17 protein-coding genes are annotated in these 20,134 nt (G+C 49.2%); 8 read left to right on the forward strand and 9 right to left on the reverse strand.

Going from position 1 to position 20,134, the window contains the following annotated elements; all coding sequences use genetic code 11:
• Positions 1 to 152: 152 nt before the first annotated feature.
• Together csgI and mgsA are read left to right on the forward strand one after the other, a co-directional pair.
• A complete protein-coding gene (csgI, locus tag MES37_RS08000; RefSeq protein WP_121813934.1) occupies positions 153 to 818 on the forward strand; it encodes a curli synthesis inhibitor in 666 nt (221 codons plus the stop codon).
• 95 nt (positions 819 to 913) lie between these two features.
• On the forward strand, positions 914 to 1,372 hold the full coding sequence (gene mgsA, locus MES37_RS08005) for a methylglyoxal synthase (RefSeq protein WP_064548147.1): 459 nt from the start codon (positions 914 to 916) through the stop codon (positions 1,370 to 1,372).
• Here mgsA and helD read toward each other — a convergent pair whose 3' ends face one another.
• Positions 1,373 to 3,427 carry a DNA helicase IV gene (gene helD / locus MES37_RS08010; protein ID WP_237930925.1) on the reverse strand — a complete coding sequence of 685 codons (2,055 nt, stop codon included), beginning with the start codon at positions 3,425 to 3,427 and terminating at the stop codon, positions 1,373 to 1,375.
• Positions 3,428 to 3,559: 132 nt separating this feature from the next.
• Between helD and MES37_RS08015 the strand changes: the two genes are divergently transcribed.
• On the forward strand, positions 3,560 to 4,006 hold the full coding sequence (locus MES37_RS08015) for a YccF domain-containing protein (RefSeq protein WP_064548151.1): 447 nt from the start codon (positions 3,560 to 3,562) through the stop codon (positions 4,004 to 4,006).
• A 24-nt stretch (positions 4,007 to 4,030) separates the two neighbouring features.
• On the forward strand, positions 4,031 to 6,166 hold the full coding sequence (yccS, locus tag MES37_RS08020; protein WP_133522512.1) for a YccS family putative transporter: 2,136 nt from the start codon (positions 4,031 to 4,033) through the stop codon (positions 6,164 to 6,166).
• Here the strand turns inward: yccS and MES37_RS08025 are convergent.
• On the reverse strand, positions 6,163 to 6,777 hold the full coding sequence (locus MES37_RS08025; RefSeq protein ID WP_237930928.1) for a TfoX/Sxy family DNA transformation protein: 615 nt from the start codon (positions 6,775 to 6,777) through the stop codon (positions 6,163 to 6,165). The genes yccS and MES37_RS08025 overlap by 4 nt on opposite strands.
• 220 nt (positions 6,778 to 6,997) lie before the next feature.
• Between MES37_RS08025 and sulA the strand changes: the two genes are divergently transcribed.
• Positions 6,998 to 7,507: an SOS-induced cell division inhibitor SulA gene (gene sulA, locus MES37_RS08030; RefSeq protein ID WP_237930931.1), complete on the forward strand. Its 510-nt coding sequence runs from the start codon at positions 6,998 to 7,000 to the stop codon at positions 7,505 to 7,507.
• 360 nt (positions 7,508 to 7,867) lie between these two features.
• On the forward strand, positions 7,868 to 8,938 hold the full coding sequence (gene ompA / locus MES37_RS08035; protein ID WP_121815658.1) for a porin OmpA: 1,071 nt from the start codon (positions 7,868 to 7,870) through the stop codon (positions 8,936 to 8,938).
• 102 nt (positions 8,939 to 9,040) lie between these two features.
• On the opposite strand, the gene matP is transcribed toward ompA, so the two are convergent.
• Positions 9,041 to 9,490, reverse strand: a complete 450-nt coding sequence (gene matP, locus MES37_RS08040; RefSeq protein WP_064548160.1) for a macrodomain Ter protein MatP — start codon at positions 9,488 to 9,490, stop codon at positions 9,041 to 9,043.
• Between the two features lie 175 nt (positions 9,491 to 9,665).
• Between matP and MES37_RS08045 the strand changes: the two genes are divergently transcribed.
• Both MES37_RS08045 and fabA read left to right on the forward strand, forming a co-directional pair.
• Complete coding sequence (locus MES37_RS08045; protein ID WP_237930934.1) at positions 9,666 to 11,420, forward strand: AAA family ATPase; 1,755 nt, start codon at positions 9,666 to 9,668, stop codon at positions 11,418 to 11,420.
• 68 nt (positions 11,421 to 11,488) lie between these two features.
• The gene (gene fabA, locus MES37_RS08050) at positions 11,489 to 12,007 is read left to right on the forward strand and encodes a bifunctional 3-hydroxydecanoyl-ACP dehydratase/trans-2-decenoyl-ACP isomerase (protein ID WP_034456318.1); all 519 of its coding nucleotides are present in this window, start codon (positions 11,489 to 11,491) and stop codon (positions 12,005 to 12,007) included.
• 116 nt (positions 12,008 to 12,123) lie between these two features.
• On the opposite strand, the gene rmf is transcribed toward fabA, so the two are convergent.
• The 6 genes from rmf to rlmKL form a co-directional block, all read right to left on the reverse strand.
• The gene (gene rmf, locus MES37_RS08055; RefSeq protein WP_034456319.1) at positions 12,124 to 12,291 is read right to left on the reverse strand and encodes a ribosome modulation factor; all 168 of its coding nucleotides are present in this window, start codon (positions 12,289 to 12,291) and stop codon (positions 12,124 to 12,126) included.
• Positions 12,292 to 12,546: 255 nt separating this feature from the next.
• Positions 12,547 to 13,110, reverse strand: coding sequence for a membrane integrity-associated transporter subunit PqiC (pqiC, locus tag MES37_RS08060; protein WP_133522509.1), 564 nt, complete (start codon positions 13,108 to 13,110; stop codon positions 12,547 to 12,549).
• Entirely contained in the window at positions 13,110 to 14,747 is a 1,638-nt protein-coding gene (gene pqiB, locus MES37_RS08065) for an intermembrane transport protein PqiB (RefSeq protein WP_121813939.1), read from the reverse strand. Before pqiB ends, pqiC begins: the two co-directional genes overlap by 1 nt.
• Positions 14,737 to 16,005, reverse strand: coding sequence for a membrane integrity-associated transporter subunit PqiA (gene pqiA / locus MES37_RS08070; RefSeq protein ID WP_064548167.1), 1,269 nt, complete (start codon positions 16,003 to 16,005; stop codon positions 14,737 to 14,739). The genes pqiB and pqiA overlap by 11 nt, the downstream gene beginning before the upstream one ends.
• Positions 16,006 to 16,021: 16 nt before the next feature.
• On the reverse strand, positions 16,022 to 17,929 hold the full coding sequence (locus MES37_RS08075) for an ABC transporter ATP-binding protein (RefSeq protein ID WP_064548170.1): 1,908 nt from the start codon (positions 17,927 to 17,929) through the stop codon (positions 16,022 to 16,024).
• A gap of 5 nt (positions 17,930 to 17,934) precedes the next feature.
• Positions 17,935 to 20,052, reverse strand: coding sequence for a bifunctional 23S rRNA (guanine(2069)-N(7))-methyltransferase RlmK/23S rRNA (guanine(2445)-N(2))-methyltransferase RlmL (gene rlmKL / locus MES37_RS08080; RefSeq protein WP_064548171.1), 2,118 nt, complete (start codon positions 20,050 to 20,052; stop codon positions 17,935 to 17,937).
• Between the last annotated feature and the right edge of the window lie 82 nt (positions 20,053 to 20,134).

Consider the following 20,134-nt stretch of genomic DNA (forward strand, 5'->3'; position numbering starts at 1 on the left):
TATGCCATCCGCTACTGACTCACCATCTTTCCCATACACAGGTAGTAGAGCAATTTTGGAAAATATGTCTATATGTTAATGAACTGTCCTTATGAAAAATTTTGATACATTCAGTAAGGGATAGTCCCATTTACCCATGGCAGGAGAAATTGATGAGAACGGTGTTCTTTATCGCAATATGTTGGATCTCTCTTTTGCCGCTTGAATTGCGGGCAACAACATTACGTTTGTCCACAGATGTAGATTTGCTGGTGCTTGATGGGAAAAAGGTTTCAAGCTCTTTGTTAAGAGGGGCTGATAGTCTTGAGCTGGATAACGGGCCGCACCAACTGGTATTCCGCGTCGAGAAGAATATTCGTACCAACACACGTGAACAACGTCTTTATATATCCCCACCTTTAGTTGTAAGTTTCGACACTAAGGAAGTCAGCCAGGTCAATTTTAATTTACCCCGTATTGAAAATGATAAAGAGAGTGATGAGTTTGACCGTACTCCGCATCTCCAGTTACTGGACGGTGGTGCCACAGTCATCCCTCTGAAAGTTGATATCCTGCCAGTAAAAGTGACGCCACAAGGGATTGATTACGAGCAAGATACCCAGTTTTACAACAAATCTGGGAAGGTCGCATCAATAAAAGGATTCGCCACGATGATGGCTGATGATAGTACATTGCTGTCGCGCACATCCGAACTTGATACACCGCCGCCTCAGTCAGAAACATTAACCGAACAGCGTCTCAAGTACTGGTTTTTACAAGCAGACAAACCCACTCGTGACCGTTTCTTACAATGGGTGAAAGATAAGCCTGAGCAATAATTACCTTTCTGTTCCCGCATTTTTACCACCCTTCTCTTGCAGCATCAGTGGCTTCCAGTAAGCTGTAGGCATTATTAATTACTCAGGATTAACCAATGGAATTAACGAGCCGCACCCTGGCGGAAAAGAAGCATGTCGCGCTGGTCGCGCACGATCACTGCAAAGATGCGTTGTTAAAATGGGTTGAACGCCACAAGGCAGTACTTGCCCAGCATGTACTGTACGCAACCGGTACCACCGGGAATCTGATCCAACGCGGCAGCGGTCTGGATGTCAATGCCATGCTAAGCGGCCCAATGGGCGGCGATCAACAGGTGGGCGCATTGATTTCCGAAGGGAAAATTGATGTGCTAATTTTCTTCTGGGACCCGTTGAATGCCGTTCCACACGACCCGGATGTTAAAGCATTACTGCGTCTGGCGACGGTGTGGAACATTCCTGTGGCTACCAACTTATCCACCGCCGATTTTATTATTCAATCGCCGGGGTTTAATCAGTCAGTAGAAATTTTGATCCCTGACTATGCACGTTATTTGGCTGAGCGACTGAAGTAATTACGGCCGATTGGCAGCGGGCACGCCAAGATGTTTCAGGATATCAACAAAACTGGATGGTTCTTTTTTGTTGAATAACAGCCAGACACGATGACGGGCCCGCGTCATCGCCACATACAGTAACCGCCGTTCTTCAGCATCCGGATAATCTTCTGGTTGTGGCAGTAACGCCTCTTCCATGACCGATTCGCGCGCCACAGCCGGGAAGCCATCTTTCCCCTGCTGTAATCCCAGTATCACAACATAATCAGCTTGTTGCCCTTTACTGGCGTGAATAGTCATGAAATCAATGGCCAGTTTTGGCCAACGCGTCGCAGCCTTTTCCAGAATTACCGGACGTAAATGATGGTAACGCGCCAGCACCAGAATGCGCTGTTGGGGCTGTACATATCCGCTCATCTTATCGAGTAACGCTTCAAGCTGGTCATCGGCTAATAATGTGACAGCTTTTTTATCACCTTTAGATAAGCTGTTTAATGGTTTAGCAAGTTGATGCGGGTTCTGCTGCACGAATCGATTCGCGATTTCACCGATGCGGTCATTGAAGCGGTAAGTGGTATCCAGTGCACACTGGTCCGCCTCACCAAAATGTTGAGTAAAGGCGGTCGTCAGCGACATTTCTGCACCGCTGAAACGATAAATCGCTTGCCAGTCATCGCCCACTGCATACAGAGAAGTATGCGAGTTTTGTTTTCTCAGTGCCGCCAGCAATGCAGCTCGCTGAGGCGAGATGTCCTGAAATTCATCAACTAAAATATGCTTCCATGGGCTAATAAAACGCCCTTTTTCCAGCACATTCACAGCCTGATGAATCAGACCTGAAAAATCGACCGCTTCTTCGGACTTCAGCGCCGTTTTCCAGGCTTTTAATAGCGGAGCCATGAGCTTGATGCGTTTAGCGAACACATCACGAATATCCTCAGGCGCAGAGGCAATCATTTCAGCCTGAGAGCCCCCATGCATACGCATTAATCCCAGCCATCTGTCTAAGCGGCTGGCGAGGCGTTTTGCTAAACGTTCATCCTTCCAGTATTCACCTTCCGGCACATGCCATTGCAACTCGTCACTCAGCCACTCGCGCCAGCCTTTAGCCTGCGCTTTTTTCTCACGGCATTGTTGCTGCCAGCTTTCAATCAGCAATTGATGGCGTGCATCAGTATCAGATTCCAGTTCGCTAACACGTGGCACCTTTTTGCTGCCTTGCTGAATAATATGCAGCGCTAATGCGTGGAATGTACGGGCTGAAATCGCATCGGTTTGGAGGCGTTCAGCGATACGCTCGTCCATCTCCTGCGCGGCTTTGCGGCCAAATGCCAGCAATAAAATTTGATCTTCACTGGCCTCGCCACGTTGCAGCAACCAACCTGCACGAGCAACCAGAACAGAGGTTTTTCCACTTCCCGCTCCCGCCAGAACTAATAACGAATCTTCGCCATTAACCACGGCGCGAGCCTGAGAGGGATTCAGTGGCGAGCTTTCTATTTTCTGGAAGAAATCAGCATACTTTTCAAGCATGTGATTGGTGAAAGAGGTATTGCGTTGATGTCGGCGTTGCTCGCCTTGTTCAAGCCAGGCTTTGCACTGCAGCCAAATTTCACGACAATTTTCGAAATCTTCCAGCCGGGCTTGCGGCATAGGTAATGCAGAAAACGCAGCACGCACGTTTTGTTGTAATGCCTGCATGTCGCTGCGCCTGAACCATTTTTCCTGCTGGATCCTGCGCGTAATCTCAGCGTGCTGCTGGCGTAAAACCTGAGCCGCAACTTCGCTCATTTCGGCACTCCAGTTTTGCCAAAGCTCATTGAGATGATGATAAAAGCGCTGCGTTTCGCTCCATTCAGTCCCATGCAGACGCACCACTTTGTCATCAGGCAGGACAAACTCAAGTTCCCCCCACACCAAGCCGCGCTTGCAATTAATGGCTATTAACTGATTGAATGGAATAAGATATTCATGGCGTTCGCCCTTTACCTCGACACCAGCAGCCAGCAATCTCACACGATTATAGGGATGTTGTGCTAAATGTTTGCCCAGGGAGGTTGCTTTCAGTTCCATTACGCTTTGCCTGATCCAAAATAGAGGTTGTGGTTAAGTTTACTCGCCGAAGGAATGACGCTCCAGGGTAAAAACGCGTTACAATTGTTGTGGTTATTCATTTGTCTACATTCATACCAACGAAGAGTGATTATGCGTACAGTCCTTAACATCTTGAACTTTGTACTGGGCGGTTTTTTGACTACCCTATCCTGGTTGCTGGCCACTCTTGTCAGTATCATTTTTATTTTCACGCTTCCGCTGACTCGTTCCTGCTGGGAGATAACCAAACTCTCTTTCGTACCGTATGGTAACGAAGCCATTCATGTTGATGAGCTCGAGCCGCAGAGCAAAAGTGCCATCATGAATACCGGTGGTACATTGCTGAACATTGTTTGGCTGGTATTTTTCGGATGGTGGCTCTGTGTGCTGCATATCTGCACCGGGATTGCACAATGCGTCACTATTATCGGCATTCCTGTGGGAATCGCTAATTTCAAAATTGCTGCTATCGCGCTTTGGCCGGTTGGCCGCCGTGTGGTTTCCGTTGAAACTGCGCAGGCTGCACGTGAAGCAAACGCCCGTCGTCGTTTCCAGTAAATCAGACAAGGATAGTGAGTATTAATGCTTAGTCCAATTCTGCGCCGCTATACCTGGAACAGCACCTGGCTCTATAACCTGCGTATTTTCATCGCACTGACGGGCACTGCTGCCCTCCCCTGGTGGCTGGGTGACGTTAAGCTGACTATCCCCTTAACGCTCGGCGTAGTTGCCGCCGCACTCGCAGACCTGGATGACCGGCTCACCGGGCGTTTGCGTAATCTTCTGATTACTTTGATTAGTTTCTTTATTGCTTCAGCATCGGTTGAGTTGTTGTACCCGTGGCCAATCTTTTTTGGCATCGGGCTAATGGTTTCCACTAGCGGGTTCATTCTGTTGGGCGGACTGGGCCAGCGTTACGCCACCATTGCCTTCGGGGCGCTACTTATCGCCATTTATACCATGCTCGGTATTTCTTTATACGAGCACTGGTATCAACAACCCATACTGCTGTTGGCTGGCGCTATCTGGTACAACGTGCTGACACTTGCCGGGCATCTAATCTTCCCTATTCGGCCTCTTCAAGATAACCTGGCGCGGTGCTATGAAAGTCTCGCACGTTATCTCGAGGTCAAAGCCATGCTGTTCGACCCCGACATTGAAGAAGAAAACCAGGCACCCATGCTTGAGCTTGCGATGGCCAACAGTCAACTGGTCACGATGCTCAATCAGACCAAAGGCTCACTCTTGACTCGTTTACGCGGAGATCGCGGACAACGCGGCACACGTCGTACATTGCATTACTATTTTGTTGCGCAGGACATTCACGAGCGCGCGAGCTCTTCGCATATCCAGTACCAGGCGCTACGCGATAAATTCCGCTACAGCGATATTATGTTCCGCTTTCAACGACTGCTAACTATGCAGTCCCAGGCTTGCTTGCAACTTTCGCGCTCAATTTTATTACGCGAGAAATACCAACACGACCCACGTTTTGAACGTGCGTTTACGCATCTTGATGCGGCGATTGAAAGACTGAATGCCGACCAATATCTGGCTGGTGAATTAAAAGCGCTTGGCTTCCTGGTGAGTAATTTGCGTGCCATTGATGCGCAATTAGCGACAATTGAATCCGAGCAAGCTCTTGCCGCACCACACAGTGATATCGAAAACCGCCTTGCGGATGATCGCATTACCGGCTTTGGCGATGTCTGGCAGCGTCTGAAACGCAACTTAACACCGGAGTCAGCGTTATTTCGCCATGCGGTTCGTATGTCGGTAGTGCTTTGCGTCGGCTACGCATTCATACAGTTTACCGGGCTAAAACATGGGTATTGGATCTTGCTGACCAGCCTGTTTGTCTGCCAGCCTAACTACAATGCCACTCGTCGACGTTTAGCATTGCGTATCATCGGCACTTTAGTGGGTGTGGCGATAGGGCTACCGGTGTTGTACTTTGTACCGTCAATTGAAGGCCAGCTTGTCTTAATCGTGATTACTGGCGTGCTCTTTTTTGCCTTTCGCAATGTGCAATATGCACATGCCACCATGTTTATCACGTTACTGGTGTTGTTGTGTTTCAACTTGCTGGGTGAAGGGTTTGAAGTCGCTATGCCTCGTATCTTCGATACGCTGCTGGGATGTGCTATCGCCTGGGCTGCGGTGAGTTTCATCTGGCCGGACTGGCGTTTCCGTCGGCTACCATTGGTTGTTGAGCGCGCATTTAATGCGAACTGCCGCTATCTGGATGCGATTCTTGAGCAATACCATCAAGGCCGGGATAATCGTGTTGAATATCGAATCGCGCGCCGGGATGCACATAACAAAGATGCAGAACTGGCATCTGTGGTGTCCAACATGTCATCTGAGCCGCGCGTTTCGCGAGAGATGCAAGAGACTGCATTTCGTTTGCTATGCCTAAATCACACATTTAACAGCTATATTTCAGCGTTAGGTGCGCACCGCGAACAACTGACCAACGAAGATATTTTACTGCTGCTTGATGATGCGGTGTGTTATGTCGATGATGCCCTTCATCATTTGCCTGCCGATGAAGCACGGGTGCACAAGGCGCTGCATGGGCTTACTGAGCGTATAACCTCGCTTGAGCCACAGTCGGATAGCAAAGAGCCGTTAGTGCTTCAACAAATTGGCCTGCTGGTTGCGCTATTACCAGAAATATCACGTCTCCAACAACTTGTGTCGCAGCAACATACTTAACGGGTGTGTCGTTGCGCGTAAAGATGCCCCCACTCGACCAACTCCCGGCGCGTTGCCGCCGGGAGTGCGGCTTCATGAACACCACAAATAGCCCCTGCTAAAGCCAACAAGACTTGTACCCCTAGCCCTTTCTTCAAATGTCTCAGTTTTATCCACGACCGTTTTGCACCATAAGCATGAAGGGTGCGCACGTCAGCAATCCCGACTTCCCACAACATCATTTCCAGGCTGTGAGTTAAATTAGGTAAATCTTTGAGACGTTGTTGCGCCTTCAGGCGAGATTTCTCACGGCGAGCGCTAAACAATGCATCGGTTGAAAGCTGCAACAGCTTTTGCCGATCACGCCACAGTCCTTCATCGACATGATAATAATTGAGCGCAATGGCTCGTCCACGTTTGTTATAAACCAGAGACTCTGACGCTCTTGCAACAAAGTAAACTTCCGATTGTTCGCAGGCACGTAGATACAATTCTCCCTCAGAAACCATGGCAAACACCACATTTTCGACGGTCAAACTATAGCCACCAAATAGCGAGCGATAATTTATATCACCTAATGGCGCTAGATATTCTTTTGATTGATGAATCCTTGCATAAGACCGGTTCTTCATGAATATATCCTTAAATATCAATCCATAACATATCATCACAATGTGTAACTGCATCCAGTAATATGAAAATAGGTAACATGATGAGCGACGGCAATCACATTCTTACTTTCCGCAGATTTACATGTCGAAATTGCGATATGCTTTCCGAAATTTAGATTGATCTTTGTCCGAACTGGCATTACTGTATATTCATACAGTAACCCATCAGGCGGGATTAACTATGCAATCACATAACGTTCTAACTCACGTTGCCACTGTTCCAGGTTCTGCGCCTTCATTGGCTCAGTCATCAGCAGGTAACAACATTAAAGGGTTGATCAGTGAAGTGATCTACAGCGAAGATCAGCCCTGGATTACACAGTTAGTGTTGCTGCCCTTGCTGCAACAGCTTGGTCAGCAATCTCGCTGGCAGTTGTGGTTAACGCCACAACAGAAATTGAGTCGTCAGTGGGTGCAGTCAGCTGGTCTTCCGCTGACAAAAGTGATGCAGGTAAGCCAGTTAGATCCACTTTTTACCGTAGATGCTATGGTAAAAGCATTGCAGACAGGAAATTACAGTGTTGTTATTGGTTGGTTACCGGAAGAATTGACCGACGAAGAGCATTTTCAGCTATCATCAGCAGCTGAAATGGGTAAGGCAATTGGCTTTATTATGCGTCCAACTCGTACCTCAAAAACAGGATGTCGACCACGAAGTGGTCTAAAAATTCATTCTAGTTTGTATCATTAAGTAAATTTAAGAGAAATCCTGGAACTTTTTCTTCTCTGCTGACAATTCATTGTGAATTATGAAGAATCCCCGCTGCAAGCCGCTCCAGGCGGCATTCCGCCAGTTTTAAGAAGCCTATTTTTCGCGCAAAGTTGTTAAAAAGTGTGTACTCAAATCGTTTTTTTTCATATGCCTGAGGGACTTCACACTTGTAAGTTTTCAACTACGTTGTAGACTTTAGCTCGCCAGGGTTGCTCTTCCATAACACCGATTGATCGGTAGAGTAACAAGTGAGCATAAACTCGGGCGAAGGATTTAACCCTGGGCTTTAGAGCGATTTTAAAGCTCATGGCCTTTTTGGATGATAATGAGGCGCAAAAAATGAAAAAGACAGCTATCGCGATTGCAGTGGCACTGGCTGGCTTCGCTACCGTAGCGCAGGCCGCACCGAAAGATAACACCTGGTATGCAGGTGGTAAGTTGGGTTGGTCCCAGTTCCACGACACCGGTTTCTACGGAAACGGTTTCCAGAACAACAATGGCCCAACTCACAGCAGCCAACTGGGTGCTGGTGCATTCGGTGGTTACCAGGTTAACCCGTACGTTGGTTTCGAAATGGGTTACGACTGGTTAGGTCGTATGCCTTACAAGGGCAGCGTTGATAACGGTGCTTTCAAAGCGCAAGGCGTTCAACTGGCTGCTAAACTGAGCTACCCAATCAACGACGATCTGGATATCTACACTCGTCTGGGTGGTATGGTATGGCGTGCAGACGCTAAAGGTAACTACGCTTCTACTGGCGTTACCCGCAGCGAACACGACACTGGCGTTTCCCCGCTGGCAGCAGTTGGTCTTGAGTACGCAATCACCCGTGATATCGCAACTCGCCTGGATTACCAGTGGGTTAGCAACATCGGTGATGCGCAAACCGTTGGTACTCGTCCAGACAACGGCATGCTGAGCCTGGGTGTTTCTTACCGTTTCGGCCAGTATGATGCAGCTCCAGTTGTAGCTCCGGCTCCAGCTCCAGCTCCAGAAGTACAGACTAAGCACTTCACTCTGAAGTCTGATGTTCTGTTCAACTTCAACAAAGCAACTCTGAAACCAGAAGGTCAGCAGGCACTGGATCAACTGTATACTCAGTTGAGCAACCTCGACCCGAAAGATGGTTCTGTTGTAGTTCTGGGCTTCACCGACCGTATCGGTTCAGACCAGTACAACCAGAAACTGTCTGACAAACGTGCACAGTCTGTTGTTGATTACCTGATCTCTAAAGGTATCCCAGCTAACAAGATCTCCCCACGCGGTATGGGCGAATCTAACCCAGTTACTGGCAGCACCTGTGATAACGTAGCTCCTAAAGCTAAACTGATTGATTGCCTGGCTCCAGATCGTCGCGTAGAGATCGAAGTTAAAGGTATCAAAGACGTTGTAACTCAGCCTGCGGCATAAGTTACCGTTATAAAAAAACCCCGCTTCGGCGGGGTTTTTTGTTTTTAATGTTCTGGAACAGAAAAGCAAAATGAATCACTGCATCAACTCAACTGCGCTCTATTATTTACCGAGCATTGCCTGAAGATCTTGTTTCAAAGAAGACATCTGATTGGCGTATTGTTCTTTACGCTCAGCATCTTCAATCAATTGCACAATAGTTTCTGAGAGAGTGCACCCTCGCCGATGAGCAAGCCCTGCTAACCGCTGCCAGACCAGATACTCAAGGTCGATGGACTTTTTACGCGTATGTTGATGTTCGGCATTAAAGTGCCGTTTACGACGTGCGCGGATAGTTTGTTTCATGCGGTTGCGGAGTTCTGGATTCATATGCTGCTCTATCCAGCTCAACACGTGCACAGGCTCATTTTCTAAGCGTAGCAGTTCATCAACGGCTTCTTTCGCAGCACTCGCCTCGATATAACGCGTGATAAGCTCGCCTTCACGGTGTTTTTTAACCAGATACTTCCACTTCCAGCCGCTCTCGAGATTTTCCAACTGTTGATATTTCATTGTTGTCTCAGTGTGACCGTGTAACTCATTTCAGAATAACAGTTTTTTTTATTTTCGCTTACCTGAAAAATGAAAGCTGTGAGCTAAGTAAACTTGCCGCTCCGCATAAACCGTGTGCTGCTTCGCCTATTCTTGTATAATCGCGCCTTTGACATCTAATTAATAAATAGCGACTTTGACGACTAATCGACTTGAATGGCGTGCTCTTGTACCTGATACCGAAAGTTATCAGGAAATTTTCGCACAGCCTTATGATTCCGAAACTGCCCCTTTCTCCGCTGTGCAACCTCGTCTGACTTATGGACTGATGCAGCTCAGCCAACCGGTAGCCTCGGCCGATCTGATGCTGGTAAAAGCCGCTGAAGAAGCCGAATACCTTAATCTTATTGCTAACGCAGCGCGCGAATGCTGGTCTCCGGATATCACACTGACCGGCGGACATTATCTGATCGAAGGCTCGCGTATCACGTTACGCCCGGCTGAATCTGCTGAAGACAATTTTGCTGGTCAATCCGAGGTCGTCGTAGCTGACTGGATTGAAGCTGAGCAATTATTTGGCTGTGTTCGCCAGTTTGCCGGGGAAATCACACTGACTCCGGGTTTAGTTCACCAGGCAAACGGTGGCATTCTGGTGCTGTCGTTGCGTAGTGTGTTAGCACAACCGTTGCTATGGCTACGTCTGAAGCAGATGGTCATTCAGGGCCGTTTTGACTGGATTTCACCTGACGAAACACGGCCGTTGCCTGTTAGCATCCCGTCGTTACCCTTGAGCCTGAAATTGGTCCTGGTGGGTGAACGTGAATCTCTGGCTGACTTCCAGGATATGGAACCAGAGCTGGCGACCTGCGCAATCTACAGCGAATTTGAAGAAAACCTGCAAATTACTTCCGCCGATGATATGGCATTGTGGTGTCAGTGGATTTACGCCGTTGCGAAATCTAAATCGCTACCCGCACCTGCAACGGATGCCTGGACTACATTTATCCGTGAAGCTGTACGCTACACGGGTGACCAGGAAACACTGCCGCTATGTCCATCGTGGATAGGCCGCCAACTGCGCGAAGTCGCCTCATTTACGGAAGACGAAACCTTCAGCGCAGCTGAACTGACACAAATGCTGGCGCAGCGTGAATGGCGTGAAGGTTATCTGGCTGAGCGCATGCAGGATGAAATTCTGCTTGAGCAAATCCTGATTGAAACCGAAGGTGAGATGGTTGGCCAAATTAACGCATTGTCAGTGATAGAATTCCCGGGTCATCCACGCGCATTCGGTGAGCCTTCTCGAATTAGTTGCGTCGTTCATGTGGGTGATGGTGAATTCACTGACGTTGAGCGCAAAGCGGAATTGGGTGGCAATATTCATGCGAAAGGCATGATGATCATGCAGGCATTTTTGATGTCTGAATTGCAGCTCGATCAGCAAATCCCCTTCTCTGCATCTCTGACTTTTGAACAGTCATATAGTGAAGTTGATGGTGACAGCGCCTCAATGGCGGAACTGTGCGCATTAATCAGTGCGCTGGCGAATGTGCCAATTTATCAGCACATCGCAGTAACCGGTTCAGTCGACCAGTTCGGGCGCGTACAACCGGTTGGAGGCCTAAATGAGAAGATTGAAGGTTTCTTCCGCATCTGCCAGGAACGTGAGTTCACCGGCAAGCAAGGCGTGATAATCCCACTGTCCAACATTCGTCACCTGTGCATGCACCAGGATGTTCTGGATGCTGTGGAGCAAGGACAATTCACGATTTGGGCCATCGACGATGTCACTGATGCGCTACCATTATTAACAAATCTGCCCTGGGATGGTGAGGGGCAAAATACGCTCATGCGTGCGGTACAAGAGCGGATAGCTCAGGCATCGGCGCAAGATATTCGGCACCGTTATCCATGGCCACTGCGTTGGCTCAACTGGTTCACACCAAACTGATCGGACTTGTTGAGCGTACACGTGTTAGCTAACATGCGTGCTTCATTATAAAAAGGCTTACTGTAAACATGGTAGATAAACGCGAATCCTATACAAAAGAAGATCTTCTTGCCTCTGGTCGTGGAGAACTGTTTGGCGCTGAAGGCCCACGGTTACCTGCGCCATCCATGCTGATGATGGACCGCGTGGTCAAGATGACCGAAGACGGTGGTAACTTCGATAAAGGTTACGTTGAAGCAGAATTAGATATTAATCCTGATCTGTGGTTCTTTGGCTGCCACTTTATCGGCGATCCGGTAATGCCTGGTTGTCTGGGCCTTGATGCGATGTGGCAGCTGGTCGGTTTCTACCTGGGCTGGCTCGGTGGTGAAGGTAAAGGTCGTGCTCTGGGTGTGGGTGAAGTTAAACTCGCGGGTCAGATTCTGCCAACTGCGAAGAAAGTTACCTATCGTATTCATTTCAAACGCGTCATCAATCGCCGCCTGATCATGGGCCTGGCAGATGGTGAAGTACTGGTTGATGGCCGTGTCATTTACACCGCTACCGATCTGAAAGTGGGTCTGTTCAAAGATACCACTGCTTTCTAGCCCTCTATACCCGTTAGCATTCAAGTTGCAGCCAACACCCCTGCGGCTTGAAAGATGACGGGTATAAACGCGAAACCTCCGCTGTGCGGAGGTTTCTTTTTCTAAAGAGACAGTGATTACGCGGTAACCGCCCTGTCTTCCATGGCTTCTCGCCAGCCTCCCATCCAGTACGACCTCTGATTCAGTGTCTGATAAGGACACATCTCTTTGGAGCGTCCGACGATACCTGCTTGATAACCACGCTGATGAGCCCGTTCCAGGCGATCTCGTTTTTGTCTCTTCATGCCTCGTTTCCCTCATTTCTTTAATCTGGTGGAAAGAAAACAGTGGCCACAAAACGTGCAACCACATATAACGAATACCTCCAAAACACGCCACCGTCAATGCGCAAAATTCACGCCAATGTCATATTTGTGAGCTACATGTGATGCGATTTGAGAAAAAAGTGTGAACAATGACTGGTAACGAGCTCATGCCAAAAGAAAAGCTGCGCCCGCGTTGATAGCGAATGGCGCAGCTTTTTTGTGCTACTGAAGTGATTAATTAATGCGTGTTAACTGACCGGCAATACTTTGCGCTTCTTGTTGCCAGGCCTGAGCTAAAGTTTTCACCATCGCATCATAACCATCAGCTTGCTGTTTTAACTCAAGATGAAATGGCCGTTTAGTCAACTGCCCTTCGTGGTTAAGCAACCATTCACCGCTCACAATGACCTTGCCATCATAACGGCCGTGGAAACCCGTCACGTTGACACTCAACGTATCCTGAACGCTACCGAGCGGTTGTGAAGCCACCACCCAACCTGGCAATGCGCTGCTCAGATTACTGACCAGAGTATTACGTAGTTGCTGGTCTAACGGGCTTGCCCACAAATTGTTGGTCGCAATCACATATTGCACATCGCTGGTCTGATAAACCACGCCGTTACCGGCGAGGTAGTCAGGAACCGCAACTTGCTCCACCCATAATAAACGGCTGCCAGACTGGCTCACAGCCTGCATAGCAGGCGTTGAGCTTTGAGGTAGCTGATAATACGTCTTTCCCGGATCGCTGCTACAGGCCGTCAAAACAAGAGCTGCAACTATCGGAAGCCATTTTTTCATTATTGTGCCCTCTTCGGCTGGGGATCTTTTTTATCCTTCGCTTCAAAGATCAGCGAATTGCTCTTATCGTTCAACGTGCGCAACACAGGTTGCAGTTCGCGCAGCACCTGATCAAGACGCTGCATATCGGCCACCATCTTGTTGTAAGCCGCAGAACCTGGCTGGAAGCCCTGCATGCTGCGATTGAGCTCACGTAGCGTTGTCTGCATATCTTCAGGCAACGATTGCATTGATTTATTCGACGTAATCTTATTCAGATTATCCAGCGTCTGCTGCAAGCGCTTCATGGTTCGTTGGCTTTCAGCAAGCGAGTTGGTTGTCTCTTCAATCATTGGATTCAATGGCAAGTTATTAATCTTATCCAGTGTCTCCAGCAAACGTTGTTGAATTTGCGCCAAACCACCGCTCATCGTTGGAATGATTGGATACCCATCAAAGGTCGGCAAATCGGTCACCGGCGGAGCTTTAGGGTTGAAATCAAGATCGATAAACAGAGCGCCAGTCACCAGGCTGCCGGTTTTCATCGTGGCCCGCAAACCGCGTTTAATCAGCGATGCCATATTGTCCTCAATTCGGACATCATCACCGACGAGATTTTGTAAACGTTCAGGCTCAAGGCGGATTAATACCGGAATACGGAAGTCATCATTAATTTTCTGACGCATACCTGCGGTAAAGAATGGCACCTTCGCCACGGTTCCCAGACGAATGCCACGGAACTCAACAGGTGCACCTGGCTGTAAGCCACGGACGGAATCTTTGAAGAACATCAGGTAATCAATGTGATCGGTATACAAGGAATCCTGGGTGCTTTTCTGGTCGTCAAATAGCTTGTATTCGCTACCAGGTGCGGCGGCCTTGCCAAGCTCCCAACCTTCTGGCACATCAAAACTCACACCGCCGCTAAACAGCGTGGTAAGCGAGCCCATTTCCACACGCATCCCCTGGGAAGACATATCAACGGCAATACCGCTGTCTTTCCAGAAACGTACATTGGTGGTGACCAGGCGATCGTTAGGCGCACTAATAAAGAGTTGATATTTGATGCTACGTTTTGCCGCATCAAAAGTACTGGTTTCCACTGACCCAACGCGATAACCGCGGAACAGTACCGGATCGCCCGGTGCAAGCTGCCCTGCCTTATTACTCTCAAGCGTAATGCGGATACCCTTCGCATCAGGTGGGGCCAGAGGCGGTGCATCCAGCAAGTCATACTTACTGCTTTTTCCCCCTTTAGTACCCGGTTGCAGCTCGATATAAGCGCCGGAAAGCAAAGTTCCAAGCCCTGAAATACCTTCACGCCCGACCTGCGGTTTCACCACCCAAAACGCCGAATCTTTATGCAGCAGTTTTTCCATCCCGGAATTCAGACGTGCAGTGATTTCGACGTGCAGTAAGTCATCTGACAACACCGCACTTTCCACCACGCCAACATTCACGCTTCGGCTTTTGATGGTAGTTTTCCCGCCTTCAATACCCTCGGCATTGGTGGTAATTAGCGTAACGACCGGTCCCTGATGGCTATAGTGATAGAACAAGATCCATGCGCCAATAAGTACGGTGACGATAGGGAAAATCCACACTGGGGACCAGTTTTTGACCTTGGTAACTTTTGCTTCCCCGCTTTTATTTTCCATGCTCAGAAGACTCCTCGTAAGTTGAATCCGGTGCGCGATCCCAGGACAAGCGAGGGTCAAAGGTCATCGCTGCAAACATTGTCAAAATAACTACTAATGCAAACATAACGGCACCAATTGCCGGGTAGATACTCATCAATCCTCCCATGCGCACCAGCGCCGATAAAACTGCAATGACGAATACGTCTATCATTGACCAGCGTCCAACAAACTCGACCACTTCGTAGATCAAGTGCATTCTTTCACTGTCACGCTGCCCGTGACCTTTTGCATCCCAACATAGCCATGCAATGGCTAACATTTTGAGTGTTGGAACCAAAATACTGGCGATGAAAATCACCGCGGCCACCGGATAAGAACCTTCACTCCACAACAAAATTACCCCGGCAATAATCGTTGAGGGAATTTTGCTGCCCAGTACTTCGGTAATCATGATGGGTAATATGTTCGCAGGTAGATAAAGCATAATTGAAGTCAGCAACAGAGCGACTGTCCATTGCAAACTATGGCGACGACGCACATAACCCTTGGTTTCACAACGCGGGCAAATTTCCTGATCTTCAGGGACGATTGCGGTACAGCACGGGCATGAGCGCAGCCCCTGGCGAATGCCTGATACACCGACTTTCAGCGGTGCCGCAATGACCGGTTCAGGGGCAATATCATCCCATAGCCAGCGCCGGTCCACGCACTGGAAAGCGCGTAACTGCAACACACAAAACAAACACCAGGGAATAAAGCTGCTTCCTACGCCAATGTCACCATAAGCCATCAGTTTGACGAAACTCACCAGGATGCCAGCAAGAAAGATTTCCGCCATTCCCCAGGATTTTAAATGAAAGAAGAATCGAGCCAGCCACTTTTTAAGCGCAAGGGGCATCGCCACCTGGTTAACCAGTAACAAAATGGTGATCAGACAGAGCACGGGCACCGCTTGCACAAAAGCCATGAAGAACATGCCAAGGCTTGCGTAATCTTCATTAAATAACACGCCAGGAATTTCAAGCAGCGACACTTCGCTGCTGATACCGGCAACTTTCATGCTAATAAAAGGAAATAGATTCGCCAGTAGCAACATAAACAGAGCTGCCAGCGAATAAGCTGTAGGGCGTTGTCGCGCTGAGGACCACTGAGTCTGCAACGTGGTTCCACAACGAGGACAGACGGCCTTATGGCCGTCGTCTAATTCAGGCAGAGCGACCAGTAAGTCGCATTGCGAACACAATATGTGTGAACGATGGTGATGCGTGGCACACATATCGTGTCTCCTTGAGTTACGCGCCGTTTTTCAGAGCTTCAAGATATTCCCAGCGTTCAAAAGCCTCTTCCAGTGCTTTTTCTGCTGTAGAAAGGTCGCTCAAGGTTTTTTGCGTGACGTCATGCGGCTGATTAAAAAACTCAGGGTCTCCGACCTTCGCTTGAATCGCTTCCAGTTCGGCCTCAAGTTGTTCAAGACGTTGTGGTAATTGCTCTAGTTCACGCTGCAGGTTATAGCTTAGCTTGCTACTTGCGCGTTTAACAACTTCCACTTTCGCAGCTACGGTGTTTTGCGCTTTATCTGCCACAGACTGGCGCAAAGAATGAGCAGAAGCCTGTTGGCCCTTCGCATCATGGTAGCCCCCAACATAGCGACCAATTTTTCCTTCGCCTTCGAAAATCCAGCATTCGGTCACGGTGTTGTCGACGAATTGACGATCGTGGCTGACCAACATCACGGTGCCTTGATAGCCGTCAATCAACTCTTCGAGCAATTCGAGCGTTTCGACATCCAGATCGTTGGTCGGTTCATCGAGAATCAATAAGTTACTTGGTTTCAGGAATAAACGAGCCAGCAATAAGCGGTTACGCTCACCGCCAGATAACGCACGCACTGGCGTCATTGCACGTTTTGGATGGAACAAGAAGTCCTGCAAATAACCCAGCACATGGCGCGGTTTACCGTTCACCATCACTTCTTGCTTACCTTCCGCGAGGTTATCCATCACGGTGCGGTCCGGATCAAGCTCAGCACGGTGCTGGTCGAAGTAGGCCACTTCCAGCTTGGTACCGCAATGTACGCGACCGCTATCCGCTTGCAACTGATCTAACATCAGTTTCAGCAGTGTGGTTTTACCGCAGCCGTTTGGCCCCACCAGCGCGATTTTATCGCTACGTTGAACCTGAGCAGAGAAGTCTTTAACCAGAGCACGTTCAGCAATCGCGTAGCAAACATCTTCCATCTCAAAGACGATTTTGCCGGAGCGAGCGGCTTCTTCGACCTGCATTTTGGCGCTACCCAGCACTTCACGGCGTGCGCTGCGTTCGTTACGCATCGCTTTCAAGGCACGAACACGGCCTTCGTTACGGGTACGGCGCGCTTTAATGCCCTGACGAATCCAGACCTCTTCCTGCGCCAGTTTGCGATCGAATTCAGCGTTTTGCAGATCTTCAACGCGCAACGCTTCTTCTTTTGCCAGCAAATACTGATCGTAATCGCCAGGATAGGAAACCAGTTTGCCACGATCAAGATCGACAATACGGGTAGCCATATTGCGGATGAATGAACGGTCGTGGGAGATAAACACGATGCTGCCCTGGAACTCTTTCAGGAAGCCTTCCAGCCAGTCAATCGCTTCAATATCCAGGTGGTTAGTCGGTTCATCAAGCAACAGCACGCGCGGAGAACTCACCAACGCGCGGCCCAATGCGGCTTTACGCAACCAGCCGCCAGACAACGCAGACAGTTCGGTATCGGCATCCAGGCCTAATTGCAGCAGCACTTCATTGATACGGCTTTCAAGCTGCCAGAGATTCTGGTTATCGAGGATTTCCTGAATGCGCGCCATCTCATTGAGATTTTTGTCGCTTGGATCGGTCATCACTTTATGAGAAATATCGTGATAAGCCTTAAGATGCACGGCCTGCTCTTCGACGCCTTCAGCAACGAAATCGTAAACCGTTCCCGCGACATTACGCGGCGGATCTTGCTGCAAACGCGCCACGATCAGATCTTGTTCGTAAATCATGCGCCCGTCATCCAACGGAACTTCACGATTCAGGATCTTCATCAGCGTGGATTTGCCTGCGCCGTTACGGCCAACCAGACAGACGCGTTCGTTTTCTTCAATATGGAGTTCGGTGTTATCTAATAACGGTGCGTCGCTAAACGACAACCAGGCACCGTGCATACTAATTAATGACATGACAATTAATCCTTGGCTACGTGAGTCACGAGCCAGCAGTTATGAATTTGGCGATTACGGGCAAAGTCTTGCGACTGGGTTTTCTGCGTGATTTCCTGAGCGTTCAGACCCAGGTTCGCTAGCCCATCAAAGTCCATTTTGAAGCCACGTTTATTGTTGGAGAACATAATGGTGCCGCCCTGGCGCAACAGGCGCTTAAGGTCTTTCATCAGCACCAGATGATCACGCTGGACATCAAAAGATTCTTCCATACGTTTTGAGTTTGAGAACGTTGGTGGATCGATAAAAATCAGATCAAACTGTTCATCGGTTTCACGCAACCAGCCCAGGCAATCAGCCTGAATCAGGCGGTGAGCGCGACCGCTCAAACCATTGAGACGTAAGTTACGCTCAGCCCACTCCAGATAAGTACGCGACATATCTACGGTAGTCGTGGTTTTAGCGCCGCCTAAGCCTGCGTGAACCGTTGCACTGCCGGTATAAGCAAAGAGGTTAAGGAAGTCTTTCCCTTTGCTCATTTTACCCAACATATGGCGTGCAATACGGTGGTCGAGGAATAAACCAGTATCGAGATAGTCAGTCAGGTTAACCCACAGGCGAGCGTTATATTCACTCACTTCCATGAAGTCACCCTTCTCATCCATTTTCTGATATTGGCTTTTCCCTTTCTGACGTTCACGGGTTTTCAGAATCAGACGATTAGATGGTAATTCCAGCACCGCGAGCGTTGCTGCAATGACGTCAAACAGACGCTGGCGCGCTTTATTCGCATCAACGGTTTTCGGTGGCGCATATTCCTGCACCACCACCCACTCGCCATAACGGTCAACGGCGACATTATATTCCGGCAGGTCAGCATCGTAAATTCGGTAGCATTCAATGCCTTCCTGACGCGCCCATTTATCAAGTTTTTTGACGTTTTTGCGCAGACGGTTCGCGTAATCATCAGCAATCTGGCCTGATGCCGCACCTGTGCTGTTTTCCGATAACTGGTAATTTTTCTGCACACAGTCCAGCGGGCCATTCTTCGCTTTAAACTGGCGTTCAGCACGCAATTGCAGGCAGCTGAGCAAATCTGGGGAAGCACTGAACAGTGATAAATTCCAGCCACCGAAATGGTTCTTCATGTTACGGCCCAGCAGGCTGTGCAAGGCAATCAGCGCAGGCTCGCTATCCAGACGTTCGCCGTAAGGCGGGTTGCTGATCACCGTCCCCACAGGCCCTTCCGGCAGCGGGTTAGTCAGTTTAGCGACGTCTTTCACTTCGTAGCTGATGATATCGGCCAGACCTGCACGACGGGAGTTAGCGCGAGCGCGTTCAATCACCCTTGAGTCGTTATCTGAACCGAAGAAACGTGATGTGTATTCGCCAAGGCCTTTACGCGCACGAACCTGTGCTTCGGTGGTAATTTCTTTCCACAGCTCCACATCGTGATTTGCCCAGCCGAGGAAGCCCCAATGTTTGCGATGCAAACCAGGTGCACGATCGGTGGCGATCATTGCCGCTTCAATCAGCAACGTACCGGAACCACACATTGGATCGAGCAGCGGCGTACCCGGCTGCCAACCTGAGCGCATCACAATGGCGGATGCCAACGTTTCTTTAATAGGAGCAGCACCGGTGCTGTCGCGGTAACCGCGCTGATGTAGGCCTTCACCGCTCAAATCCAGCGCGATGCTGGCGGTGTCTTTATTCAGCCAGACGTTAATGCGCAAGTCAGGTTGCTCGCGTTCGACATTCGGACGCGGCAAGTTTTTGCGGGTAAAGGAGTCGACGATGGCATCCTTCACTTTTAACGCGCCGTACTGGCTATTACGGATAACCTCGTTCAGGCCGCTGAAATGCACCGCGAAGGTCGCATCCGGGCCAAACAGCGCAGGCCAGTCGATGGTCTGTACGCCAAGATACAAATCGAGATCGCTGTAAACACTGCATTCGTTTAAAGGCAGCAAAATGCGGGACGCAAGGCGGCTCCACATCAAGCTTTGATAGAGCAGACGTGAGTCCCCCTGGTAATGTACGCCGCCCTGAACCACCTGGCATGCTTGCGCACCAAGGCCCTCCAGTTCAGTTTTTAATAGCTCTTCAAGCCCACGCGCCGTACTGGCAAACAGAGAATTCATATCGTCACTTAATCAGGTATAAAAAGAAAATTGTGGCGCATTATAGCCAATCTGCCACGCATGTCATAAAGTTGGCCTCTTA

Source organism: Buttiauxella sp. S19-1, assembly GCF_022134725.1.
Taxonomy (GTDB): Bacteria; Pseudomonadota; Gammaproteobacteria; order Enterobacterales; family Enterobacteriaceae; genus Buttiauxella; species Buttiauxella ferragutiae.